Here is a 25,217-nt window from a genome sequence, read left to right as displayed (position 1 = left end):
ACCACAGCTCAAAAACTACAAAAACCATTTTGCTTTAAAAAATAAAAAGTGTGAGGTAAAAACAAAATAACAGTGTAAATAATTGTTATTATTTATTGATCTGATTCCAGAAATCAAAATAGTTAAACCATTGTAGAGGATATTTTTTAACCATCATTTCCACGCTTCGGGCATATTCTTTCAACAACCCCTTTTCGTCACGATGCTTTACCGTAGCTTCTCTGGTATAAAGATGGTAATGTAAATTAGGCTCTTTCATCACATAAACAAAAACAACCGGGACTTTTAAACGAGAGGATATAAGAAATGGTCCGGCCGGAAAAAGCGCTTCTTCTCCCAGTAATGTTTCACTTAATGACTTTACGCCCTCAAAATATCTATCTCCTGTAAAACAAACCAGTTCATTCCTAGCTAGAGCCGAGTTAATCTCGAATATATGTGACAAATCATCACCAATCAATATGAAATTTATTGTTGGTTTTTGGGTAATACTTTCTAGATATTTTTTTATGGCAGAATGTTCTAAATCGGTGGTGACAAGGTTTATTTGAAAATTAATATCTATCTCACTAAAAAAATGTTCGGCAATTTCAAAATTCCCAATATGCGCGCTAATAAGTACTCCTCCCTTTTTTTCTTTCAAAAGTTTGATTATAATTTCACCACCATCATGTTCATATGTGAAATTCTTTTTTAGTCCGGCCCCAATGGCAATTTTATCAATAATGGTCTGTCCAAAAGTATAATAACTTTTGAAAACCATTCTTTTGGATTTGAAATACGAATACCCCAATCTTTTTCTAAAATAATAAAAGATTGAGGTATTACTTTTTTTTAGGAAAATAAAATAATAAGTTGCTACAAAATAAAGGACAAGATAAGCTGCTTTAATCCCTACTTTTTTAATAAAAAAAACAAAAATTTTGTATCCTAGAACAGTCCCTTTAGATTTCCCATCCCATTGACTCATTTTAAATTGTAGATTTTAGATTTTAGAATGCTTGTGACACCTAAAAAATATAAATTATGCTTTTGCTTTTAATTTATTTTCAATTAGATCATAAAAATCTTGGAATGTATCTATTCCTACAAAATCTGCTTCAACTAATTTTACACCAAAGTTTGATTCGATAGAAACAACTAAATCTACATAGTCTAAACTATCCAATCCCAAAGTGATTTTCAAATTCGCATCTGATTGAATATCATCTCCATCTACCTCAAACTCATCAATTAAAAAATCATTAATCTTCTCTGTGATTGCTTCTTTATTCATTCTTTTTTTTATACTTTTTGACTACTAATGCTGAATTCGTCCCTCCAAAACCGAAGGAATTCGACAAAAATATGTCAAATTTTTTATTTAAAGTGGTTTTAACCAAATTTAATTTTGCAGCATCATTATCTGGCGTTTCCAAATTAATGTTTGGCGCTATGAAATCGTTTTGCATCATCAAAATCGAATAAATGACTTCACTGGCTCCAGCCATCCAACATTCGTGCCCCGTCATTGACTTTGTAGAACTCACATAAGGATTACTCTCGCCAAAGACTTTAAAAATCGCTTTTGCTTCATTATCATCTCCTACTGGTGTTGATGTTGCATGGGCATTTATATAATCCACTTCACTTGCTTTTATTCCTGCTTCATCGAGCGCTCTTTGCATGGCTATAGATGGTCCTTCAACATTTGGAGTGGAAATATGACCGCCATTCGACGAGAATCCGTAACCCACAACTTCTGCCAGAATAGGAGCGCCTCGTTTTATAGCTGATTCATACGATTCTAAAACCAAAGTAGCGCCGCCACCACTAGGAATTAAACCATCGCGATTAATATCAAAAGGCCTTGAGGCTTTGGTTGGTTCGTCTTCCCTCGGGGAAAAAACACCTAAACCGTCAAAACTGCACATGGCATATTTGTTAATTTCCTGTGCTCCACCGCAAATGATTACATCCTGAAAACCGCTTTTGATTAAAAAATAGGCCAATCCAATAGAATGAGATCCGCTTGCACAGGCCGCACTTACGGTTAAATTAATCCCTCTCATTTTAAAAATAGTCGACAAATTCATCGTAACCGTTGAATTCATCGATTTGAAAATAGCTCCGGAACCAATTAAGGCAGAATCTTTTTTATCTCGGATAATATCAGTCGCCTCGATAACAGATTTCGAAGCGCTATCATTACCATACATGATCCCAACTTCATTTTCATCAAAGAAAGTATCGTCAATATTGGCATTTTTTAAGGCTTCAACCGTAGCCATGTAAGCATACTCCGTTTCTTCCCCAAGACTTATTCTTTGCCTTCTGGTAAGCAAATTTTTTAAATCTGGTCTAGGAACCATCCCAGTCAAGGCTGATTGAAAACCAAATTCTTTTCGTTCCGGATCAAATGAAATACCAGATTTTCCTTGATATAATGAATCTTTTACCTCGTCTAACGATGTTCCGATACAGGAATAAATTCCCATTCCCGTGATGACAACTCTTTTATTCATTTTCTTTTATATTATTTATGAATAAATCCCACCATTTATATTGATAACCTCTCCAGTGATATAGCTTGATTTCTTGGAAACCAAAAAGCTAACCAGATCGGCAACTTCTTCGGCTTCACCAAAACGATTCACGGGAATCATTTTAATTAGTTCTTTTTCATCAAGATTGCTAGTCATATTTGTTCTTATAAAACCTGGAGCCACTGCATTTACTGTAATATTTCTTTTGGCAACTTCTTGTGCCAAAGCTTTAGTTGCTCCTATCAATGCACCTTTTGCCGCAGAATAATTAGTCTGTCCTGCTGTTCCTTTTACACCCGAAAGCGAAACGATATTCACAATTCGGCCGTATTTATTTCGCAACATTTTTTGCATAAAAAAGTTAGTCACATTAAAAAAACCATTTAAACTGGTGTTAATAACACTGGACCAATCTTCCAAGCTCATCCACATGAACAGACCGTCTTTGGTAATTCCTGCATTATTTATAATTGCTTCGACAATTGCTTCTGGATTTGCCTCTTGCCATTGCGTCAATACCGATTTCACTTCATCAAAATTGGCAACATCAAATTTTAGAATTTCTCCCGTAGCCCCGTTTGCAATTACTTTTTCTAATGTATTTTCGGCTTCTTCTTTATTCGAATAATAATTAATCAGAATATGATAACTGCTGTCTTGTGACAATTTTTCACAAATAGCGTTACCAATTCCTCTAGAACCTCCTGTTACCAATGCACATTTCATATATAAATACTATTTAAATTTTGGAAATATGGTATCGCCAGATCTTTATTGGTGTTTACGACAAATGGTGTCATGGCGATTTCATACTTTTATTTTAGATTGCAGATTGCTGATTTTAGATTTAAAACTTTTGACTTTAGTTATTGATCAAATAATCTTTCACTTTTTGCACAAAAGGATACATTACCTGATCTTTTTCGAATCTTGGAATAATGACACGAATATCATCATATATTTTTCTGGTTACAGATGAAATTTGGTCTTTTTGTTCCAAATAATCGATAGCCTGAACAATGGTAATTAATTCGATAGCTAATACTTCAAATGAATTTTCAATAACTTTTGATGTAATTACGGCAGCATTAGTTCCCATACTTACAATATCCTGATTATCATTATTATTTGGAATACTGTGAACGTACATAGGATTCGATAACATCTGACTTTCAGCAGTTGTAGAAGTCGCAGTAAACTGCACTCCCTGCATTCCAAAATTGAAACCCAAAGTTCCCAAATTTACAAATGGAGGAAGGATTTCATTTATTTTTGAATTCAATAAATAATTCAACTGACGTTCGGCAAGCATTGTTAATTTAGTAATTACAATCTTTAATTTATCCATTTCCAAAGAAATATAATCCCCGTGAAAGTTACCACCATGATATACATGCTGGTTTTTTACATCTATGATTGGATTATCATTTGCTGAATTAAATTCTTCTTCCAAAATAGAAGAAACATTGCTTATGGTTTCAAGTATTGGCCCCAAAATTTGAGGAACACAACGTAAAGAATAATATTCCTGAACTTTTTCTTTGAAAACATCTTCTGTATTTTCTCCTGAATATAAATGATCTTCTCTTTTTCTGATTAAAGTACTGTCCTCAAGATTTGTTCTCATTCTCGAAGCAACTTCTCTCTGTCCTTTATGACGTTTTGTATTGTTTAATTCTTCAGAAAAATGGTCGTCATATGCTTGCACAATTTCATTTATTGCACAAGAAAACTTAATCGACCAATCCAATAACTTACTGGCATGATGCACATTGACAACACCAATACCTGTCATTACCGAAGTCCCGTTCATTAAAGCCAACCCTTCTCTAATTTCTACTTGAATAGGTTTCAGTTTTTCTATTTCAAAAACCTCTTGGGTAGGTTTTCTTTCTCCTTTATAGAAAACCTCTCCTTCACCAATAAGAACCAAAGCCAAATGAGCCAATTGCACTAAATCACCACTCGCTCCTACTCCACCATGTTCAAAAATTAAAGGAGTAATATCTCTATTGATCAATTCTTTCATCAAATGAATCACTGAAGAATGAACTCCAGAATTACCTAAAGAAAGTGTATTTAGCCTAGCCAAAATTGCTGCTTTAACACAGGTCGCATTCAACGGTTTTCCTGTACCAGAGGCATGACTTCGTATTAAATTATATTGCAATTGTATACGATCTTCGTCTTTAATACGATATTGAGCCATTGGTCCAAATCCCGTATTTACGCCGTAAATAATTTTATTAACTGAGAACTCTTTTAGAAAATCAAAACTTTCATTAACTCTATCTAAAACAACTTGGCTAATATTTATTTTGTCATTATTAAAGATTACAGATTTAAACTCTTCTAGACTTAAAAATTCATTTATAGTATTCATTCAATTTGTATTATTTTTTTCAACTAAATATATTAAAAATTAGTTTTTATTTAGAATTTAATGTGGTTAATTTGAATAAACAAATGTAGCACAATATCACTAAAATTAGTAAACCTATATTTTTTTTGTTTTACAAATCAGCAAAACAAACTTAACTAATATATTAACAAGCACTTACAATGCCCTTTTAAATAAAAAAAAGAATGAAAGATTTTGGTTCTGACAAGAAAAATGTTGTTCAAGCGAATCTAGACGCCCAAAAAATTGCTTTTGCCCCAATTATGTTTCAAGCAGCAAAATCACTTCGGAATTTAGGAATTTTAGAATACTTATTTAATAAGGACAAAGCAAGTATAGAAACTATAGCCGCCGATTTGAATTTATCTGTCTACGGCGTAAAAGTTTTACTCGAAGCAGGTTTGAGCTTGGAAATGGTTTATTTAAAAAGCAATGAGTTTATACTTACAAAAACTGGCTATTTCATATTAAGGGATAAAATGACCAATGTAAACATGGATTTCACCCAAGATGTAAATTATTTGGCGATAAACCATTTGGAGCAATCCATAGTAAATGGAAAACCGGAAGGACTAAAAGAATTAGGAAATTGGGATACTGTATATATCGGTTTATCTGAACTACCTGAAAAGATCAAAAAAAGCTGGTTTGATTTTGATCATTTTTACTCCGACTATACTTTTCCTGAAATTATGCCTATTTTATTTGATAATAAACCTAAATCATTTTTGGATGTTGGAGGCAATACCGGAAAATTTTCTTTGCAATGCGCAAAATACGACCCAGCGGTAAAAATCACCATTTTGGATTTACCAGGACAGATTAAAGTGGCACAAAAAAACATAGGAGAAGCTGGTTTTGAAGACCGGATTTCTACGATAGGCGCCAATTTATTGGACGATTCAATTACTTTCCCAAAAGGTTTTGATATCATCTGGATGAGTCAATTTATAGATTGCTTTTCTTTGGAAGAAGTATACAGCCTCTTCAGACGAGCCTATGAAGCAATGACAGACGATGCCAGTTTTTATATTTTGGAAACGTTTTGGGATTTGCAAAAATTCCAAGCATCAACATACAGCTTACATGCCACTTCTTTATATTTTACAGCAGTTGCAAATGGAAACAGCCAAATGTTTCATTCAGAAGACATTTTGAAAGTAATAGAAAAAGCTGGATTTGTAGTGGCTGAAATGCATGAAATGATTGGAATGAGCCACACCTTGATTAAATGTAAAAAAAGAGTTTAATAACTCGATAAATCTTTAATTTTGTATTTTGTGCTATTACAGCGTATTTTAATATTATAAACCATTATGCACTCTTTACAAAAACTTTAATTGCAGTAAATAAATGTTACAAGAATTCGTAGATGTTTTAATCATAGGAGCAGGACCATCCGGATGCGTATCTGCTTCATATCTTCATAAAAAAGGAGTCAAAATTAAGATTGTAGAAAAAACAAAATTCCCTCGAATAGTCGTGGGCGAAAGTCTTATTCCAAGGGTTATGGATCATTTTGCAGAAGCCGAATTATTCGAATGTTTGGACGCCATGAATTTTGAAAAAAAATTGGGCGCCCGTTTTATCCGTGGAGAAGACATTTGTGTTTTTGATTTCAGCAATAAATTTTCCGAAGGTTGGGATTGGACTTGGCAAGTGCCCAGAGCTGATTTTGACAACACTATGGCTCAGGAAGTGATTCGAAAAGGTATTGATTTAGAATTTGAATCGGAGGTAATTTCGGTTGCTTTCGAAGGAAAAAATTCGACTACCGTTGTAAAAGATAGGGACGGTAATCTAAAAGAAATTCACGCCAAGTTTATCATCGATTCCAGTGGTTATGGAAGAGTTCTACCAAGACTTTTGGATTTGGATACGCCTTCCAAATTAGACCCGCATTCCTCTATTTTTACACATGTTGTCGATATCAACCGGCCTGAAGGCGAAGAAGGAACCATGATTTCATTTGATATACTGGAAACAGAAGTTTGGTTGTGGGTTATTCCTTTTTCAAATGGCAATACAAGCCTTGGTGTTGTAGGGCCAACGGATTTTATTAATTCTCTTTCAACCAATAAAGACAACGCCGAAGCATTGAAGAATGCCATCCAGCTTTCAGATTTTTATATCAAACGATTTGCAGGAGTGGATTTTATATTCGAACCTATCAAATTAGAAAATTACTCACGATCCGTCAAAAAAATGTACGGAGATGGTTTTGCACTTACCGGAAACAGTTCCGAGTTTTTGGACCCAGTATTTTCTTCTGGTGTTGCATTTGCTACCGAATCGGGTATGCTTGCCGCCAAATTATACCTCAAAGAATCACAAGGAATTACAGTTGATTGGGAAGAAGAATTTACGGCCTATATGAAACGAGGAATTGCCGTGTTTACCACTTATGTAAAAGAATGGTATACTGGAAACCTACAAACCTTATTTTTCCATCAACCTGAAGATCCAGATGTGAAAAGAAAAATATGTGCAGTATTAGCTGGTTATGTTTGGGATGAAGAAAACCCATTTGTAAAAAAGCATGATAATCTTATCAAAAATATGGCACACATAATTGAAATGACAAAATAGAATATAAAAAAAACCTAGCTCTCACTAGGTTTTTTTTATATTCTATTTTGACTAAAACTATGCTTTAGCTTCTTTTAATCTTGTGTACTCAAGAACTAGAAAACTAAAATAATCCCATTCTATTGAGTTAAGAGGATATTGCTTAACAAATTCTTCATTATCACCAAATAATTCAGTGTAAGCTCCTTCAAAATCATCTTTATGCAACCAAAATATTTTTTCTCCCTTTTTTACATAATATGATTTTGTTACACCCCCACCAAATGTAGCTCCTCCTACACCAAAACCAGATGTTTCTTTAGCATTTGGATCACCATAAACTTCAATGACAGTACTAAAAGTAGGATTAATTATTTGCATTAAATATTCCGTTTGTTCTTTTTTATTCTTCAAAGAAACCAATTGGTTTTTAAAATGAACATCTTCTTTGTTAGTTGTTTTACTTAAACTTTTTGTTCCCCAACTTGTTGAACTAGAAAAATATTTATTCATTTTTCCAAACTTCTCAAATCCACTTGGAAACAAATACAATTCTGCAATTGTAGTAGCTTCAAATTCTACTTTTTTTCCAGTTACACTATCTTTAATTTCAATAGAGCTAATTTGTCCTTTTTTTCTACCTACATCTTCACAATATCCTTTATATATTTTTTGATCTTTTAAAATAACAGTCGAAGTTTTTTTAGATGAAACCGAAACGAAAACTTCCTCAAAATAGTAATGTTCCATCTCTTTTAATTTCTCTTTTTCGTATTTAATTTTTTCTGCCTTTTGAGCAAAAGACAAAAATGAAGTAATGAACGCGACCATTACAAAAACAATTTTTTTCATTTATTTAATTTTTAGGTTAGCCCCAAATGTAGGAAATATTGAAATTGTTTTTTTTACAATTACCACAAAATAATAAAAATAATTTCCTGTTAATTTATTAAATAAAAACATCAGCACACTACCTAATTTACCACTTAACCCACACATTGCTGATTACTAAATAGTTAAAAAATAAATTCATTAAAAACTTACACTTTTTTTCTTATCTTTAGGTTACAATAAAAAACAAATCAAAAAAAAGCAATTATGAAAAAGAAACTCATTATCACAGCTATCCTTTTTGGAACATTTACATTTGTCAATGCACAAAGTATGGGAGATATTACAAAAGCAACTAACACTGCAAGTAAAACCGCCGCTGCTGCCTCAGCAACTTCATTTGACATAGCGAGTATTTCCAATCAAGTAATGGGAATATTATCCCCTAAATTAAAACTAACCGATGCCCAAAAACCAGCAGTAAATTCGCTTGTGAATGAAATGCTAAACAAAAAGAAAAAACTTTTGCCAACCATGGCAACCAACAAAGCAGGATATACATCCAAAATGACTGCCAATAGAGAATCTTTCATTGCTAAAATGAAAAAAACGGTCAGCAAAGAACAATTTACTACACTTACCGCTTTATTGCCAAAATCTGCTGCCTCAGTGGCTTCTCCACTGGTACAAATGTTGTATTAAGATAACAACAAACAATTAGTTATTTTTTTTAAAAGCAAAATTCATTCGATTTTGCTTTTTTATTTTAAAACTATATCGTAATATTGCAATATAAACATATAACGATGGGCGCAACTAAAACAGAAAATTTTACAGACGAGCAAAACGAATTGGCTATCTTGACCAAAGCATTGGGCCATCCCGCACGTATTGCCATAATTGAATACCTAATCAAAGTAGAAAGTTGCATATGTGGTGACATTGTAAACGAACTGCCGCTCTCGCAACCAACCATTTCCCAGCATCTTAAAGAACTCAAAAACGCCGGTTTGATAAAAGGAAACTTCGAAGGAAATGCCATTTGCTATTGCCTCAACGAAGTGGGATTCGATAAAATAAAAGGCTTTTTTCAGCATGTCAACACTTACCTTGATAATAGAAAAAATGGTTGTTGCTAATTAAAGCATAACCTAACTCTTTTAAACTTCTAAACTTTCTAAACTCTTAAACTTTTTCACCATGAAACTATCAGAAATTAAAAAACACTTAAGCACTGCAAAAGGAGTGGCTTTCCAATTGCCCAACGGCACATTCGTACCCGAACATTTCCACGTAACTGAAGTGGGAATGATTACCAAAAACTTTATTGATTGTGGAGGTACCGTTCGTAAAGAATCGGTTGTGAATTTTCAATTATGGGATGCCAATGATTTTGACCACCGATTGAAAGCCCAAAAATTACTGAACATTATCGCCCTTTCCGAAAAAGTACTGGGACTTGAAGATCTTGAAATCGAGGTCGAATACCAAGACAACACTATCGGGAAATACGATTTGGGTTATAATGGAGAGACCTTTTTACTATTGAACAAACAAACTGCTTGTTTGGCATTAGACCAATGTTGCCCACCGCAAGAAAAACAAAAAGTAAAATTATCCGAAGTTGGAAACCAAACCAATTGTTGCACACCCGGTGCTGGTTGTTGTTAATACATTGAACATTTTTATCCTGCAAGGTCTTTTTCCTGACCTTGCAGATATTTAATCAAAATACCTATCCAAATGACAAAAAACCAAAACTCATTATTTACCGACATCAACAACACCATAGACACTTTTAATTTTGAAAGCATTTCTGCCGAACGCAAAACCATTTTGCAACCTCTTATCGATTTCATTCAATCAAAAGTAGCGACAAACCAAGACATTCGCCTCAATTTCATTTGCACGCACAATTCCCGCAGAAGCCATTTGTCCCAAATATGGGCGCAAACCGCAGCAGCCTATTACAAAATCAAAAACGTATTCAGCTATTCGGGCGGAACCGAAGCCACTGCTTTATTTCCCATGGTAGCACAAACATTATCGAAAAACGGTTTTCAAATCAACACACTTTCTGAAGGAAACAATCCCGTTTATAGTGTAAAATACAATGAAAACGATCATCCGCTGATTTGCTTTTCTAAAACTTACGATGATGCTTTCAACCCACAAAGTGAGTTTGCCGCAATCTTAACTTGTTCCTCGGCCGATAACGGCTGTCCGTTTATTTCCGGAGCGGAAAAAAGAATCCCTATCACCTTCGAAGACCCAAAAGCCTTTGACAACAGTCCGCTACAAGCCGAGAAATATCAGGAACGAAGTATCCAAATCGCAACGGAGTTATTTTACGTATTCTCCCAAGTAAAAAAATAAGTTTCAAACCTTTTTAAACCATTAAGGAATTAAGAAAATGAAGTTTAGAAACTAAAAAAAGCTTAATGAACCTTAATTTCTTAATGGTAAAAAAACAATGGTAAAAACCAAATAAAGTATGTCTGCAAATAATTGTGCTCCCGCTTTGGAGCGAAAAAAATTAGGATTCCTCGACCGCAACCTTACCCTTTGGATATTTCTGGCCATGGCTCTAGGCGTTTCCATAGGCTTTTTTATCCCGTCAAGCAGCGGATTTATTAACTCCTTTTCAAGTGGAACCACCAATATTCCTCTGGCCATCGGTTTAATTCTGATGATGTACCCGCCATTGGCCAAAGTCAAATACGAACAAATGAGCGAAGTATTCAAAAACACCAAAGTATTGGGTGCCTCCCTATTTCTCAACTGGATTGTCGGGCCAATTTTAATGTTTGCCCTCGCCCTATTATTCCTGAACGGCTATCCCGAATACATGATTGGCGTAATCCTCATCGGACTTGCGCGTTGCATCGCCATGGTCGTGGTCTGGAATGACCTAGCTGATGGCAATCGCGAATATGCAGCAGGATTAATAGCCCTAAACAGCATCTTTCAAGTGTTGCTATACAGCGTTTATGCTTATGTCTTCATTACCATACTCCCGCCCTATTTTGGGTATCATGGCTTTGAAGTTAGCATCAGCATTGGACAAATTGCCGAAAGTGTGGGTATATACCTCGGCATTCCATTTGCCCTGGGCATCATCTCTCGTTATGCTTTGATTGCGACCAAAGGAACAGAATGGTTCGAGACAAAATACGTTCCTTTTATATCCCCCATCACCTTAATTTCTTTGTTATTCACCATCATATTAATGTTCAGCCTCAAGGGAGAATTAATCATTCAAATACCAATGGACGTCCTTCGTATCGCCCTGCCACTGGTGATTTATTTCGTCATTATGTTTGTCATGAGTTTCTTCATCGGAAAGTACTTTGGTGCCGATTATTCCAAGTCGACCGCCATTGCCTTTACCGCCACTGGAAACAATTTTGAGTTAGCCATCGCCGTAGCCATTGGCGTTTTTGGTATCAACAGTGGTCAAGCATTTGCAGGTGTTATAGGTCCATTGGTAGAAGTTCCCGCATTAATCGCCTTGGTCAATGTCGCCTTTTGGTTCCGAAAAAAATATTATAGTGATAAAGAGTAGTATTATTGGGAGCTAATCCTGCTGTCCACTATATCTGTTGTCCCGAACACCGGGACAACAGGATGCCGTTTCCATCAGGGCTAGGCACCCGTTTTCATAAGAAGATTTGTTTTCTAAAACAACTTAAGCTGCAATACTATAAAGTTTAGAATTGCAGCTTATTTATTTTCTTAAAATTTAAACCCAAATAATATTTCGGTTATAATTGTTTCGAGCTAACATATACAGACAGTTTCACTCCTTTTGACAATTCATTAATATATGCTTCCGAAATTCCGGATGCTTTCATAATTTCTTCATTAGAGTAATTATCCTTTTTAATTTCAGCAGCATATCTTATTCCAAATAAACGTACAATTAGTGCTGCATCTTCTTTTGGAGAATTATTATACATATCACTCAATATTGCTCCTAATTCTGCTATACTCATAATTTACATGTTTTATTAGTTACTGATACTTCTTTTCAACATCCATGCCAAACATCTAACAATAAACATATTACAACATTATATTAACAAAAAATCTGCACGCTTAAAATTCAACCTCACAAAGTGTAGCTTTTGGATAAAGCAAACTGCACTTTAATTTCTATTTTGCTTATAAACAAATGTTTATCAACACATTAACATCTAGTCAATTGTATTATTTCTTAACTTTATACGAGTAAAATCATTTTGTTTAACACCTAAATTTTGTACTCATGTATATAGTTCGCGAAATTTTTTATCTGCAATTTGGCCGTTATAAAGATGCCAAAGTTTTGATTGATGAAGCCACACAAGGCGGATTGTTCCCTCAGACAACCGGAAATCGGGTTTTAACCGACTTCACCGGAGAAAGCTACCGACTGATTTTTGAATCATCTTATTCAGCACTTGCGGATTTTGAAAAGGAACTTGCAAAAGACATGGGTGCCGCAGATTGGAAAGGGTGGTATGAAAAATTCAAAGTCTTAGTTCGCCATTCCGAAAGGGAAATTCTCAAACAGATTTCCTAATTTATATAGGCATCTCTCATTAACCAATAAAAAAAACGCTCCACAGCCGAAAAGTTTTTCGGTTGCGGAGCGAAGCATTTAAAAATGTTCCCACATAAGTCATGGGCAATAACTACTTGGATTAAACGCTTTCCTCCAAATAAGCAGGATCAAACTCCATAGTATCCTGCACTTCAGCTGCTACAGGTCTGGATGCTTTCAGTGCATTGAATCTTTCCAATTGTTCCGTCTCTCCTTCTTCCCCACTAAAATAAGGGAAAACATCCATAATTGGAGATTCTGAAATAGCGGGAATCGTATATTCTCCCATCGTGGTACTCATTACATGAGTGGTGTTATCGAAAGCTTCTTTTACATCATTGGCCTGTATTAACAAATACATATTCGACTTTCGTTCTTTACCGCTTTCTTCATCATAAGCCATTAAGGAAACTCTTGATTTAAACCAACGGTCGGCATTTTCAAAAGGATGAATCTCAGCATAATTAGCCACTTTTATATTCGTGATTTTAAATTCCTCACTTACATACGCAGACATCTCTTCATTAATTCTGCTTTCTGCTTCGGTATAGGACAAAGCATCAACCAAATAAGGTTCTGTTACAACCTTTTGTCCACCAGTTTCATCCGTTTTTCTATATTTTACTTTGCATTCGTACCAAATTGTGCTCATATATTTTTTTTAAGGATGCCAAAGATAGATTTTAAAGAAAATAAAAATCACAATTCAGAAAATAGATATTCACAATTTCGAATAACTGATGGAATTGCAGTTTTTTGAGTCATTTTTGCTATTTTAGCTTTATCCAAAAAGAGCAACGCAAATCGAAAATTGGGTTCCTTTCTCTGCTTCCTGCTCCAACAAGACGTACACTTGAAAACGTCGATATTACTACTTTGGAAAAACTATCCAAACACAGCGGAAAAGATATTTTAAAATTACACGAAATCAGGAAAACCACGATTCCTAAATTGCGGGAAGCTCTCGAAGCAGAAAATCTCATATTTACAAAGCTAAACACATAGAAAACTTTTGATAAAAAAACACAATCAACTATATTACAGTGAATTAACTATTTATTTTTCTTAACTTCGTTAGCCCTAATACAGACATTTTTTGGATTAATTAAAATTTATAAATGGTATAAAATGGCAAATCAAATTTATCCTTGCTTGTGGTTTGACGGACAAGCCAAAGCAGCAGCAGAGCATTATTGCTCCATTTTCAAAAATTCGAAAATCACTTTTGAAAATCATTTTATAGTCAATTTTGAATTGAACGGGAACAAATTTATGGCCCTAAATGGCGGTCCCATGTATAAATTATCTCCTGGCAATTCCTATGTCATAGAATGCGAAACACAGGAAGAAATTGACCATTATTGGGACAAACTAGGCGAAGGAGGAATCTATAATAAATGCGGTTGGCTTGATGATAAATTTGGGGTTACGTGGCAAATTGTTCCAAGGATTTTAGGAGAACTTATGGCTGACCCTGAAAAAGCACCTAGAGTAATGCAGGCATTTATGCAAATGACTAAATTTGACATACAAGGATTACTTGATGCATAAGAAATTTTTTTTTTAACCAGCTTTGCATGGGAAAACTACCAACTGATTTTTGAAAAGGCTTATACTACTCTTTCAGATTTAAAAAAACTTGCAAAAAATACAGCAACAACGGATTGGTAACTGTAATACAAAAAATCTAAAGCCTTAATTCGTCATTATGAAAAGGAAATCCTCAAACAAATTTCCTGATATTGGTTTGATGAATCTTGTATTTCATTTTTTCACTTTCATATAAACACTATCAATCCCTTATTGTACAACTACCTCTCTGTTGCAAGGATATACCTCTACAATTGACAGCTGACTAATGAAATATAACTTTCAATACTACCCAAGATATTTTTATATTTGAGTAATCGGAGCCCTTTGCTTGCATGAATAAAATATCCTATTAACCCAATTACAATTGAGAATGCTTTATGCTAATTTTGTAAGTACAAAAGATGGCATAAACCGCTCTTAATTATCCCAAATTCTATTTTTAAAAATATCGAATGTTTGTTTTAAATGTTGATTAATTAATAAAAAGAAAACAACTATAAGCATTATACTTCCCATAACCGTAAAGATTTCCATATTCGACAATAAAACCGATTGTTTTGAAACAGAACCGATAATTTGTTTCATGCCCAATTTAGTCGCATCATCAATATTGTAACCTTTAGTCATGAAACTTTTAGTCATTTGCTCGACACGCATTTGAGTCTCTGGACTCTCCGAAAGAACAAATTGCCTGAATTTTGTAAAATGTTTTCTTTGCAAAAAAACAGTCGTATTTTGAATTAGTGCAAACCCCATGACACTTCCCCAAAATCTTCCTGCAACCCCTGCAATTCCAGCAAACGGGGCGAAATGAGTAGGAACTGCAGAGACTGTAAACAATACCAATGGAACAAACAGAATTCCCACTGCCACTCCTTGCAACATATACGGAATCGCAATATCTGCCAAACTTATATCTGGAACAAAAAGAAAAGTAAACCAGAAATCAAACACAGCAAAAAGCAAAAACCCAATCACAAAAATAGTCTTAGAAGTGACAGATTTAGCCAAAAAGAGACCCGAGATAACCATACCAATAACATTCCCAATTACATTCAAATATTGAACATGCGCTACTCGGGATGGCTCCCAATTCCAAACTGTAAACATCGTACTGTGACAAATATTCAAAGTTGATCGAGCAATATAAAAGAGCACAGACAATAACAATCCAGTTCGAAAATTATCATAACGAAATACTCTCAAATCAAAAGTGGGTCGGCTAACATGTAATTGTCGGACAATAAAAAGACCTCCTGTTATTAGGGCAAAAATCAATGCCGCAATAATTTGAAAAGAATCAAACCAATACTTTTTTTCACCATAAACCATAAAAAAAGCACCACACAAAATAGCTGTAATCAAAAGGATGTAACTCGTCCAGTCTATTTGATACAATGGGATTTTTTTATGAAGACGACTGTCTTTAAATGTAAACATAATAAGAGCTACAGATATAATTTCAAATAAAGCTGATCCATACGCCATGTATTTCCAATCATAATTTTCAAGAAGCCAGACCGCAATATTCATTATAAAAGGAGAAGCCAACATCAAAGCTCCATAATTAATTGTAAAACCAATAATTAAGGCATTTTTGGACTTAAACCTCGAAATTAAAAATTGCCTTAATGAAACTACAGGTAAGGCCATTACGATTCCTTCTACAATCCTTAAAATAATAAATAAAGAAAAATTTTCTGTGTAAGCAGTTAAGATAAACGTTAAGGCTGCCAAGCTATAGATCACCAGAAAATATTTTTTGGTTGGAAAAAAATTAAAAAAACGACTTTCAATCAATAACGTAGCCAAAAAAGTCCCATACGTTACACACATCGAAAACTGTAAATCTTCAACTTCTACATCAAGAAAACTGGCAGCATAGGTCACATTGGAAGTATACACTCCCAATAAAATCATGGATTGCAACAAACAAAAAAATAAAATCGCTATAATGGCCCAATTGGGAACCCAAGATTTAAAAACAGTTACTTCTGACATCTGATTATTGGTGTTCGGCAATAATAGAAACATTCATACCAGCCCTAAGAAAATCTGTTTGCTTATCTGTTTCTATCAGCTTTATTCGAACAGGAATTCTTTGCTCTATTTTAATGAAGTTACCCGTTGCATTATCAGGAGGCAATAAGGAAAAACGTGCTCCACTGGCAGGAGATAATGATTCTATTTTTCCTCTAAATTTTCTTTGACTTATCGCATCTGCATTCACTACAACTTCCTGACCAATGGACAAATATTGCACTTGGGTTTCCTTAAAATTTGCAGTAATCCACTTTTCTTTACTAACGATAGAAACTAAGGTCTGTCCTTCTTTTATCATTTGTCCTGGCTGAATTATTTTTTTCCCAACCCAACCGTCGTAAGGAGCTGTGATTACGGTATAAGAAAGAAAAAGAGATGCATTATCGACAATAGCTTTTTTGGACTGAATCACGGTTTGTGCTGTCGAAATTTTTGCCGAAGCTTCGGAGGTATTCAATGCCGCCGATTGAATTGTGTTTAGTATTTCTTGATAATGGGCTTTGGCTAATTCATAATCTGCTTTTACTTTCTCCAGCTGTTGTTCTGTCGCCGCTTTCTGATTTAACAATCCTTGATAACGATTGTATTCTAATTTAGTTTTCCATACTTCTGTTTTAACAGCTTCCAATTGAGCTTGTCTTACCGAAGTTGTATTAGAAGTTGTTGCAACATTTTTTTGTATAACATTGATACTGCTTTTGGCATTTTCAACATCTGCCAATGCCATATCCAAATGGGCTTTATATTCTCTTTTATCCATTACAATTAAAGTATCGCCTTTGTGCACAAACTCATTTTCATCATAGCGTACTTCCTGAACATAACCCGTTATTCTGGCCATAATTGGGGTTACATATTGATCCACCTGAGCATCATTCGTTTCTTCATGATTTTTATTAAAAACATAAAACCAAATACCTAGAACAATTCCGCCTAAAATCAAAGTACTTGCAATTGCTGTGGTTAATCTATGAAATGTTCGATGAGCATTTGACGTATTTTTTACTTTTACCATATAAACTTAAAACTAAATTATATTAAACTGAAATTATTATTTATTGAATAACCCTGCTGTATGAAGCAATTCATAGTGTTTCATAACAGCATCTATTCTAGTGGAAACTTTATTGAATTTCGCTCGAAGTAAAGCATTATCCGCATCAACCATTTCGGTAATTAACACCAATTGATTAAGATATTTCACTTTTATAATTCGATAATTCTCCTTTGCCAATTCCAATGCTTTCTCGGTAACCAAAAATTTGTCCAATATCTCCTGATATTGGGTATGAGTTCTAAACACTTGATCTTCCATCTTATTTTTGACTCTCGTCGATTCATTTTCCTGTAATTCCACTTTTAATTTAGCAGCCTCTACCCGTGCTTTATTTTTGTATAAACCTGATAAATTATAAGAAGCTTCAACTCCAATTTGTCCAATGGTGTAGAGATAAGGACGATTCAAAGTAAATAACATATAGTCGGGATATTTTAAATTGTAATTCCCAAAGAAACCCACCTTAGGATAATAATTCCCTTTTATCATATTCAACTCCGTTTTTTTAACCTCTACTTCCCTACTTGCTATGCGCATTTCTTCATTTTGCATAGTTTCCTTTAAATAAAAACCGTAGTCTTTCAAAAGATTCGTTTCATCAAGAATAGCAGTTGTGTCAATACTTATTTCCTGTTCTTCTGGCAACTGTAATAGGGTTTTGAAGTCCTGAAGCGCAATTTTTATATTTTTTTTATTGGTCAAAGAATTCAATTCTCTGTCCGAAAGCTGTAATTCCGAACGCAGCACTTCATTTTTGGTTACAGTTCCAAAAGTCTTGAATGCTCTTACCTCCTTCAAGCGTTCCTGCTCTTCCTTAATGCTCTCGTCAATGATTTTTTGAAGTTCCATCATTTTGTAAATACCCAAGAATGTAGCTGCAACATCCAACTGAATGTCATTTTCGGTTTTTTCCAGTTTGATTTTGGCAATCTCGTTTTCCTGTTTCGCCTTACTGATAGCATTATTTATTTTGTTACCTGCATAAAGTGGCATATCAAATTTGGTAACCGCATCATATATTACCGTTCCGGGTTCTGGAGTATAGGTATGCTTATCCGTAAAAAAAGCACCTTCGTATTCTGTTAAATCAGATAATCGAGAATACATTGCAGTAAAATTAACCTCAGGCAAACGAAGGTTCTTTGTAACATCAATCTCTTTTTCGGAAATACGCTGTTCAATATGAGACTTCTGAATGTCCATATTGTTTTCTTTTGCCATTTTTATGGCATCATTCAAAGAAATAGTCTGTTCTTTTTGTGCCTGGACAGATGTAACCCATTGAAATAAAAGCAATAAGAATACTAATTTTTGAGGGAATTTAATTTTTGATTGATCTGAAAAAGATCTTTTTTTGAGAAACATAAATTGAAATAAAGAATATTTTGCAAAGTTCTCTCATTTAATCCATGATGTAAAATCAACGAAAGCCATAAATTTATTCATTTCGGACAAATTCAAATTCACTAAAAAAGGGCTCTTTTTTATCAAAATTACTGATTCGATAAAATAAAGTTTATTTTTTTCTCAATTCATTATTTTATCCAAAACAAAAAAATACTTCTTCAATTTTATAGAAATTTTGGAACAAATAACTTTTTATTTTTTTAATATTTCGACTCCATTTATGTAATCAGATGGGCGTGCTCCTAAAATCTTTAAAAAAGTATTACTAAAGGTTGGAACACTATTATACCCAACGGCACGGGCAACTTCATTTACGGATAGTTTTTTTTCCAATAACAATTCTATCGCCTTTAATATTCTTCGAATGGTAAAATATTGAATAAACGACATTCCCAAATCTTTTTTAAACAAACGAGACAAGGAACGCTCACTAAATCCAAACCGTTCTGCCAAATCAGAAAACAAAATAGTTTCGGTCAGATTTTCATCTAAATGAACAATAATTTTATTAAGGCGAATATCTTTTGGAGATGGCAAAGCCAAAGGTAAATCGGTCAGACATACTTCAGGCAAAAGCGCTTTAATTCCATTAGCGATGACAAAATTTCTACTCCCCTTTTCTAAATTTCCATTCCATCGGTTCGTGAATAACATTATCTGCAGTAATAAATCATTTACGGGGTAAATTCCTTCCTTGTCATAAAAAGGATCTTCGTTCGAATCAATTGGAAAATACAAATTCCTCATCATAACATTTTCAGAACTAGTATTAATGCTATGTGCTATTCCTCGCGGAATCCATATAAAATGTCGAGCAGGAAGAAAATAGGTTTTAGTTTCAGTAGTAACATAGACAATTCCTCCTTCTGAATATAACATTTGAGCTTTATCATGCTTGTGTGTAGGAATCAACAATTCCCCCATAAGATCATGATAACAATAGATACTTTTCCCATCAGTATCAACCTCTTTAATATAATATTTATCCTCTAAATTTTTAGATGAATCCATTGCAATCGATTGGTTGTGTTTTTACTAAAAAATATAGTTGAGTAGAAATAACTTTCAAAGTTACAAAAACAAAGTTATTTCTGGACAAGAATACCTTTTATTATTCCAATATAAAATGGCTGTGGCAACCGACGGATTTGCGAAAGCTTGAGACAGAACAACTCCCATAAATTTGCAATCAAAAAACAACAAAATAATTCATAATCATTCGTGCGTTAGAAATTATTTTAGTCAATCGCTATGAGTAACAATTGAAAATCCTCTCTATCTTTGCTTACAGAAACATACAAATAAATTAAAAACCCCATGGCTACATTTAGCAAACAACTGTCCTTTCGCTGGTCTGATTTAGACCCTAATTTTCATTTACGCCACAGTGCCTATTATGATTTTGGAGCACAACACCGTGTTGAAATACTAGCACAATTAGGATTAACATTAAGAGTAATGCAATCGGAACATATTGGCCCAATATTATTTAGGGAAGAATGTGTCTTCAGAAAAGAAATCAATCTCTCGGACGAGATTATCATGCAAACCAAAATGGCAAAAATGAAAGCTGATGCTTCACGCTGGTCAATTGTTCATGAGTTTTACAAAGAAGATGTATTGTGTGCCGTTATTACTGTTGATGGCGCCTGGATGGATACCAAAATCCGTAAATTAGCTACTCCAACTCCACAAGTTGTTGTTGATGCCCTAAGTATTTTTCCAAAAACTGCTGATTTTATCTCGCTATAATTAATCAAAAAAACATCTAATTATGTTCACAATAGCCCAAATAAAAGAAGCCCATTCTAAAGTAAAAAGTGGTGCCGATTTCCCAAATTACATACAAGATTTAATCATTTTAGGAGTAAAAGGATACGATACATTTGTAAATGATGGCAATGTTCAATATTATGGAGTAAATAATTACTCAGTTGCTTCTGATGAAAAATATGATGAAATAAAAATTGCCCCATCAGCCAATAAAGAGCGATTTATCGAATTTTTAGTGATGCACCAAGAAGGCCAAACCGATTATTTAACGTTTTGCAATCATGCTGGTCAATGCGGTATTGCAAGATGGAGAGTTGATATTATTGAAATGACCTGCACTTATTTTGATCAATCAGGTTCCGAAATTTTAATTGAAAAAATTTCGGTTTAAGTTTTATGATAAAATTAAAAAAGTGGTCTGAAAACAGACCACTTTTTTAATTTTATACAATGCAATTCTTTAATTCAAATCGAAACGATCCAAATTCATTACTTTATCCCAAGCGGCTATAAAATCGTTTACAAACAATTCTTTAGAATCGTTGCATCCATAAACCTCAGCTACAGCACGAAGCTCTGAATTAGATCCAAAGATAAGATCCACACGAGTTCCTGTCCACTTCAATGCACCCGTCTTGCGATCACGCCCCTCAAATACTTCTTTGGAATCAAGGGAAGCTTTCCAAGTCGTGCCAAAATCGAGCAAGTTTACGAAAAAATCATTAGTCAATGATTCTGGGCGGTTTGTAAATACTCCATGATTAGATTGGTCAAAGTTGGCATTAAGAACACGCAAACCACCAACAAGAACAGTCAATTCGGGTACAGTTAGCGTTAATAATTGTGCTTTGTCAATCAGCATTTCTTCAGCTGAAACAGTAAATTGGGTTTTTATATAATTTCTGAAACCGTCTGCTTCAGGTTCTAGAACTGCAAAAGATTCCACATCCGTTTGTTCTTGTGAAGCATCAGCTCTTCCGGGTGTAAAGGGAACAGTTAGGTTTTGACCAGCTTGTTGAGCTGCTTTTTCAATTCCAACACCTCCAGCCAGAACGATTAAGTCGGCTAATGATACTTGCTTTCCGCCAGACTGGGCGCTATTGAATGCTGTTTGAATCTCTTTAAGAGTAGCCAACACGTTCGAAAGCTGAGTTGGATTATTGACTTCCCAATCCTTTTGCGGAGCAAGACGAATACGTGCTCCGTTTGCACCTCCACGCTTATCTGATCCACGGAATGTTGATGCCGAAGCCCAAGCGGTAGATACCAATTGCGATACAGACAATCCTGAAGCCAGTATTTTTGATTTCAAACCATTAATATCATTGTAGTCAATTAATTGATGTGTTACCGCTGGAATGGGATCCTGCCAAATCAGTTCTTCTTTAGGTACCTCTGGTCCCAAATAACGCGCAATTGGTCCCATGTCACGATGTGTCAGTTTAAACCACGCACGAGCAAAGGCATCGGCAAAGACATCTGGATTTTGATGAAAGTACCTAGCAATTGGCTCATAAATAGGATCAACCTTCAAAGCAAGATCAGCTGTCAACATGGTTGGAGCGTGACTTTTTGAGTGATTGTGAGCATCAGGAACTGTACCGGCCCCAGCTCCGTTTTTTGGTTTCCATTGATGTGCACCAGCTGGACTTTTCGATAATTCCCATTCGAATCCAAACATATTCTCGAAATAATTGTTACTCCACTTATTGGGTGTTGTTGTCCAAGCTCCCTCAAGACCGCTACTAATGGTATATTCCCCATTTCCGGTACCGTAGGTATTTTTCCAGCCAAGTCCTTGCTCCTCAATCCCTGCAGCTGCAGGTTCTGGACCAACATACTCGCCTGGATCAGCAGCACCATGGGTTTTACCAAAAGTGTGTCCTCCGGCAATAAGTGCAACGGTTTCCTCGTCATTCATAGCCATACGAGCAAAAGTTTCCCTAATATCACGGGCAGATGCAAGAGGGTCCGGGTTACCGTTAGGCCCTTCGGGATTCACATAAATCAAACCCATCTGAACGGCTGCCAAAGGGGTTTCCAATTCCCGGTCACCGCTATAGCGTTTATCTTCCAACCATTTCCCTTCGGAACCCCAATAGATATCTTCATTCGGTTCCCATACATCTGCACGACCTCCTCCAAAACCAAAAGTCTTGAGTCCCATGGACTCAAGTGCACAATTCCCAGCCAGAATCATCAAGTCTGCCCATGAAATTTTTTTGCCATATTTCTGTTTGATTGGCCATAACAGCAAACGCGCTTTATCAAGATTCACATTGTCTGGCCAACTGTTGAGTGGAGCAAATCGTTGGGTACCAGCCCCACCACCTCCGCGACCGTCTGCAATACGATAAGTACCTGCACTATGCCATGCCATTCGAATAAAGAACGGTCCATAATGGCCATAATCGGCTGGCCACCAGTCCTGAGAATCGGTCATTAAATCGAAAAGATCTTTTTTCACGGCTGCCAAATCAAGGCTCTTGAATGCTTCGGCATAATTGAACGTCTCTCCCATCGGATTGGATAGCGATGAGTGTTGACGAAGGACATTTAATTTCAACTGGTTGGGCCACCAATCATTGTTTCTCGTACCTGATCCGGCACTTTGTTTTGAGCTGGCTCCAGAGAATGGACATTTCCCTTCGCCGCCAGAATTTTGATTTTCGTTATTTTCCATAATGTGATGATTTTTAAAAACTTACCAACGAATATACCAAAATTATTTTTATCTAAATTATTTTTTCAATAGATAAAAATTATAGTTGTAATACAGAATTTTAGTTTAGAATAATTCTGAATTTGATCCAAGCAGCTTTTTTATTTGTAATTTAGCCTTTCAAAAAATCTCATTTCTTGACAACTATTTAAATTGGAAGTTGATAACTAATATACTTAAAAACAATAGCTATGAAAACTGATTTCAAATCTGTTGACGAATACATTTCAACTTTCCCAAAAGACATACAGACTCTTTTGCAAGAAGTTCGAAAGACCATTATCAAAAAAGCGCCAGAAGCCGTTGAGAGCATATCTTACGGAATGCCCGCCTACAAGACATACGGAAAACCCCTGGTCTATTTTGCGGGAAATAAAAAACATATCGGCTTTTATGCCACACCAACTGGACACACTGAGTTTTCCAATGAACTTTCCAATTATAAACAGGGAAAAGGATCCGTTCAATTTCCTATTGACCACCCAATTCCATATTGGCTGATTGAGCAAATTGTTACCTTTAGAGTAAAAGAAAACGAACAAAAATTCAGTAAAAGCTAAGTGGCTAAGTTTCGAAGATTAAAGCCGATAATTTAAAAACCTCTTTTTACTTATTATCTTAGCATCTCATAAACTTAATATCTAAAAAAAATATGGAACACAAAGCCAAATCTATAAGACCATTTATAGGTTCCAAAAACTTTGGAATATCACGACGCTTTTATCAAGATTTGGGTTTTACGGAAATTATATTGGCTCCCAATTTCTCTTATTTTGAAACCAAAGGCATTGGGTTCTACCTGCAGGACGCCTATGTGAAAGACTGGATAGACAATACCATGCTCTTTTTGGAAGTCGAAGATGTAAACCAATTTTGGACTGACCTTTTGGAATTGAACTTGTCCGCCAAATATGAAACTATAAAATTAGTTCCGATCCGCGAAATGGATTGGGGCAAAGAATGTTTTATCCACGACCCTTCAGGTATTCTCTGGCACATTGGGGAGTTTAAGAAATAATTAGGAGCTTGTACCTGCTGTCATTCCAATCTTTTTTTAGGCTAAAAAAAATAGCCTGAAAAAAGGATTTTCCCTTCCATCAGGGCTAGGGCTGTGGTTTTTATAAGAATAATTTTCATTTCATTTAAAAATCCTTACTAGGAATGAATAAATGTCACTCTTAACCTCTTTCAAATTATAGTAAGTGATATAATTAAGAAAGAAACCGGAAAAACAGCTCAGGAATACATTCAAAACAAAATTATTAATGTCGCCAAAGACAAAATATTTGATACTACCAAAACCATCAATGAAGTTGCTTATGAATTGGGATTTAAATATCCGCAGCATTTCACTCGTTTCTTCAAACAGCATGTAGGCAATACCCCTAATGAATATAGAATCTTAAATTAGAGGAATATTGTTAATTTAACATACATCCAATTTTAATATCCCTAATTCTTCAACCCACAAAGTCCCCTTATATGCAGAAATTGCGTGAAGGATGGAAGCGGCATCTCCCGATTTAGAAAAACAAGGCTTTTTTGCCGTAATTTTTATTAATCGGGAATACAGCGTATAGCCTGACCCCGCAGGAGCAAAAATGTACTTAGGAATTAAAATGTTGTACAGCGGGGGCACGCCCACACAAGCGATAGCGAACTGACGAAGTGAATCAAACTACATATTTATTCTAAATTTAGGTGATTGCAAT

General features: G+C 34.9%; 27 protein-coding genes. 14 read left to right on the top strand and 13 right to left on the bottom strand.

What is annotated here, in order from left to right; translation table 11 throughout:
• Positions 1-88: 88 nt before the first annotated feature.
• The 5 genes from DOS84_RS17900 to flxA form a co-directional block, all read right to left on the bottom strand.
• Positions 89-970: an LpxL/LpxP family acyltransferase gene (locus DOS84_RS17900; RefSeq protein WP_111411471.1), complete on the bottom strand. Its 882-nt coding sequence runs from the start codon at positions 968-970 to the stop codon at positions 89-91.
• Positions 971-1,024: 54 nt separating this feature from the next.
• Positions 1,025-1,276, bottom strand: coding sequence for an acyl carrier protein (locus DOS84_RS17895; protein ID WP_111411470.1), 252 nt, complete (start codon positions 1,274-1,276; stop codon positions 1,025-1,027).
• Positions 1,269-2,504 (bottom strand): beta-ketoacyl-[acyl-carrier-protein] synthase family protein, encoded by a 1,236-nt coding sequence (locus DOS84_RS17890; protein ID WP_111411469.1) that lies wholly within the window; start codon positions 2,502-2,504, stop codon positions 1,269-1,271. Before DOS84_RS17890 ends, DOS84_RS17895 begins: the two co-directional genes overlap by 8 nt.
• A gap of 15 nt (positions 2,505-2,519) precedes the next feature.
• Positions 2,520-3,251 carry a flexirubin biosynthesis SDR family reductase FlxB gene (flxB, locus tag DOS84_RS17885; protein ID WP_111411468.1) on the bottom strand — a complete coding sequence of 244 codons (732 nt, stop codon included), beginning with the start codon at positions 3,249-3,251 and terminating at the stop codon, positions 2,520-2,522.
• Positions 3,252-3,387: 136 nt separating this feature from the next.
• Positions 3,388-4,908 carry a flexirubin biosynthesis tyrosine ammonia-lyase FlxA gene (gene flxA / locus DOS84_RS17880; protein WP_111411467.1) on the bottom strand — a complete coding sequence of 507 codons (1,521 nt, stop codon included), beginning with the start codon at positions 4,906-4,908 and terminating at the stop codon, positions 3,388-3,390.
• Positions 4,909-5,111: 203 nt separating this feature from the next.
• On the opposite strand from flxA, the gene DOS84_RS17875 reads away from it, so the two are divergent.
• Together DOS84_RS17875 and DOS84_RS17870 are read left to right on the top strand one after the other, a co-directional pair.
• A complete protein-coding gene (locus DOS84_RS17875) occupies positions 5,112-6,176 on the top strand; it encodes a class I SAM-dependent methyltransferase (RefSeq protein WP_111411466.1) in 1,065 nt (354 codons plus the stop codon).
• A 103-nt stretch (positions 6,177-6,279) separates the two neighbouring features.
• A complete protein-coding gene (locus DOS84_RS17870) occupies positions 6,280-7,515 on the top strand; it encodes an NAD(P)/FAD-dependent oxidoreductase (protein WP_111411465.1) in 1,236 nt (411 codons plus the stop codon).
• Positions 7,516-7,572: 57 nt separating this feature from the next.
• Here DOS84_RS17870 and DOS84_RS17865 read toward each other — a convergent pair whose 3' ends face one another.
• Entirely contained in the window at positions 7,573-8,346 is a 774-nt protein-coding gene (locus tag DOS84_RS17865; RefSeq protein WP_111411464.1) for a hypothetical protein, read from the bottom strand.
• 246 nt (positions 8,347-8,592) lie between these two features.
• On the opposite strand from DOS84_RS17865, the gene DOS84_RS17860 reads away from it, so the two are divergent.
• From DOS84_RS17860 to arsB, 5 genes are all read left to right on the top strand, one after another.
• The gene (locus DOS84_RS17860) at positions 8,593-9,027 is read left to right on the top strand and encodes a hypothetical protein (protein WP_111411463.1); all 435 of its coding nucleotides are present in this window, start codon (positions 8,593-8,595) and stop codon (positions 9,025-9,027) included.
• Positions 9,028-9,131: 104 nt separating this feature from the next.
• Positions 9,132-9,464 (top strand): ArsR/SmtB family transcription factor, encoded by a 333-nt coding sequence (locus DOS84_RS17855; RefSeq protein WP_111411462.1) that lies wholly within the window; start codon positions 9,132-9,134, stop codon positions 9,462-9,464.
• 61 nt (positions 9,465-9,525) lie between these two features.
• On the top strand, positions 9,526-9,996 hold the full coding sequence (locus DOS84_RS17850; protein ID WP_111411461.1) for a DUF6428 family protein: 471 nt from the start codon (positions 9,526-9,528) through the stop codon (positions 9,994-9,996).
• Between the two features lie 72 nt (positions 9,997-10,068).
• Positions 10,069-10,701: an arsenate-mycothiol transferase ArsC gene (locus tag DOS84_RS17845; RefSeq protein ID WP_111411460.1), complete on the top strand. Its 633-nt coding sequence runs from the start codon at positions 10,069-10,071 to the stop codon at positions 10,699-10,701.
• A gap of 118 nt (positions 10,702-10,819) precedes the next feature.
• Complete coding sequence (arsB, locus tag DOS84_RS17840; protein WP_111411459.1) at positions 10,820-11,890, top strand: ACR3 family arsenite efflux transporter; 1,071 nt, start codon at positions 10,820-10,822, stop codon at positions 11,888-11,890.
• A gap of 199 nt (positions 11,891-12,089) precedes the next feature.
• Here arsB and DOS84_RS17835 read toward each other — a convergent pair whose 3' ends face one another.
• The gene (locus DOS84_RS17835; protein ID WP_111411458.1) at positions 12,090-12,320 is read right to left on the bottom strand and encodes an HTH-like domain-containing protein; all 231 of its coding nucleotides are present in this window, start codon (positions 12,318-12,320) and stop codon (positions 12,090-12,092) included.
• A 272-nt stretch (positions 12,321-12,592) separates the two neighbouring features.
• Between DOS84_RS17835 and DOS84_RS17830 the strand changes: the two genes are divergently transcribed.
• Complete coding sequence (locus DOS84_RS17830) at positions 12,593-12,889, top strand: hypothetical protein (RefSeq protein ID WP_111411457.1); 297 nt, start codon at positions 12,593-12,595, stop codon at positions 12,887-12,889.
• A gap of 121 nt (positions 12,890-13,010) precedes the next feature.
• Here DOS84_RS17830 and DOS84_RS17825 read toward each other — a convergent pair whose 3' ends face one another.
• On the bottom strand, positions 13,011-13,562 hold the full coding sequence (locus DOS84_RS17825) for a DUF4494 domain-containing protein (RefSeq protein WP_111411456.1): 552 nt from the start codon (positions 13,560-13,562) through the stop codon (positions 13,011-13,013).
• A gap of 476 nt (positions 13,563-14,038) precedes the next feature.
• Here DOS84_RS17825 and DOS84_RS17815 point away from each other — a divergent pair, with 476 nt between their 5' ends.
• Positions 14,039-14,461: a VOC family protein gene (locus tag DOS84_RS17815; protein WP_111411454.1), complete on the top strand. Its 423-nt coding sequence runs from the start codon at positions 14,039-14,041 to the stop codon at positions 14,459-14,461.
• A 459-nt stretch (positions 14,462-14,920) separates the two neighbouring features.
• Here DOS84_RS17815 and DOS84_RS17810 read toward each other — a convergent pair whose 3' ends face one another.
• The 4 genes from DOS84_RS17810 to DOS84_RS17795 form a co-directional block, all read right to left on the bottom strand.
• Positions 14,921-16,504, bottom strand: a complete 1,584-nt coding sequence (locus DOS84_RS17810; RefSeq protein ID WP_111411527.1) for an efflux MFS transporter permease — start codon at positions 16,502-16,504, stop codon at positions 14,921-14,923.
• A 4-nt stretch (positions 16,505-16,508) separates the two neighbouring features.
• Positions 16,509-17,561, bottom strand: a complete 1,053-nt coding sequence (locus DOS84_RS17805) for an HlyD family secretion protein (protein WP_111411453.1) — start codon at positions 17,559-17,561, stop codon at positions 16,509-16,511.
• A 36-nt stretch (positions 17,562-17,597) separates the two neighbouring features.
• Complete coding sequence (locus DOS84_RS17800) at positions 17,598-18,968, bottom strand: TolC family protein (protein WP_111411452.1); 1,371 nt, start codon at positions 18,966-18,968, stop codon at positions 17,598-17,600.
• A gap of 234 nt (positions 18,969-19,202) precedes the next feature.
• Positions 19,203-20,021, bottom strand: coding sequence for a helix-turn-helix domain-containing protein (locus tag DOS84_RS17795; protein WP_111411451.1), 819 nt, complete (start codon positions 20,019-20,021; stop codon positions 19,203-19,205).
• A 306-nt stretch (positions 20,022-20,327) separates the two neighbouring features.
• Between DOS84_RS17795 and DOS84_RS17790 the strand changes: the two genes are divergently transcribed.
• Both DOS84_RS17790 and DOS84_RS17785 read left to right on the top strand, forming a co-directional pair.
• On the top strand, positions 20,328-20,762 hold the full coding sequence (locus tag DOS84_RS17790; RefSeq protein WP_111411450.1) for an acyl-CoA thioesterase: 435 nt from the start codon (positions 20,328-20,330) through the stop codon (positions 20,760-20,762).
• A 22-nt stretch (positions 20,763-20,784) separates the two neighbouring features.
• Positions 20,785-21,174 (top strand): DUF1398 domain-containing protein, encoded by a 390-nt coding sequence (locus tag DOS84_RS17785; RefSeq protein WP_111411449.1) that lies wholly within the window; start codon positions 20,785-20,787, stop codon positions 21,172-21,174.
• Positions 21,175-21,243: 69 nt separating this feature from the next.
• Here the strand turns inward: DOS84_RS17785 and katG are convergent, their stop codons facing one another.
• A complete protein-coding gene (gene katG / locus DOS84_RS17780; RefSeq protein WP_111411448.1) occupies positions 21,244-23,466 on the bottom strand; it encodes a catalase/peroxidase HPI in 2,223 nt (740 codons plus the stop codon).
• Positions 23,467-23,696: 230 nt separating this feature from the next.
• On the opposite strand from katG, the gene DOS84_RS17775 reads away from it, so the two are divergent.
• From DOS84_RS17775 to DOS84_RS17765, 3 genes are all read left to right on the top strand, one after another.
• The gene (locus DOS84_RS17775) at positions 23,697-24,065 is read left to right on the top strand and encodes an iron chaperone (RefSeq protein ID WP_111411447.1); all 369 of its coding nucleotides are present in this window, start codon (positions 23,697-23,699) and stop codon (positions 24,063-24,065) included.
• A gap of 92 nt (positions 24,066-24,157) precedes the next feature.
• Positions 24,158-24,523: a VOC family protein gene (locus DOS84_RS17770; protein WP_111411446.1), complete on the top strand. Its 366-nt coding sequence runs from the start codon at positions 24,158-24,160 to the stop codon at positions 24,521-24,523.
• Positions 24,524-24,670: 147 nt separating this feature from the next.
• Positions 24,671-24,916, top strand: a complete 246-nt coding sequence (locus tag DOS84_RS17765) for a helix-turn-helix domain-containing protein (RefSeq protein WP_424320181.1) — start codon at positions 24,671-24,673, stop codon at positions 24,914-24,916.
• Positions 24,917-25,217 lie beyond the last annotated feature (301 nt).

The organism is Flavobacterium aquariorum, from assembly GCF_003254745.1.
Classification (GTDB): domain Bacteria; phylum Bacteroidota; class Bacteroidia; order Flavobacteriales; family Flavobacteriaceae; genus Flavobacterium; species Flavobacterium aquariorum.
This window is presented reverse-complemented; position numbering and strand designations above follow the sequence as displayed.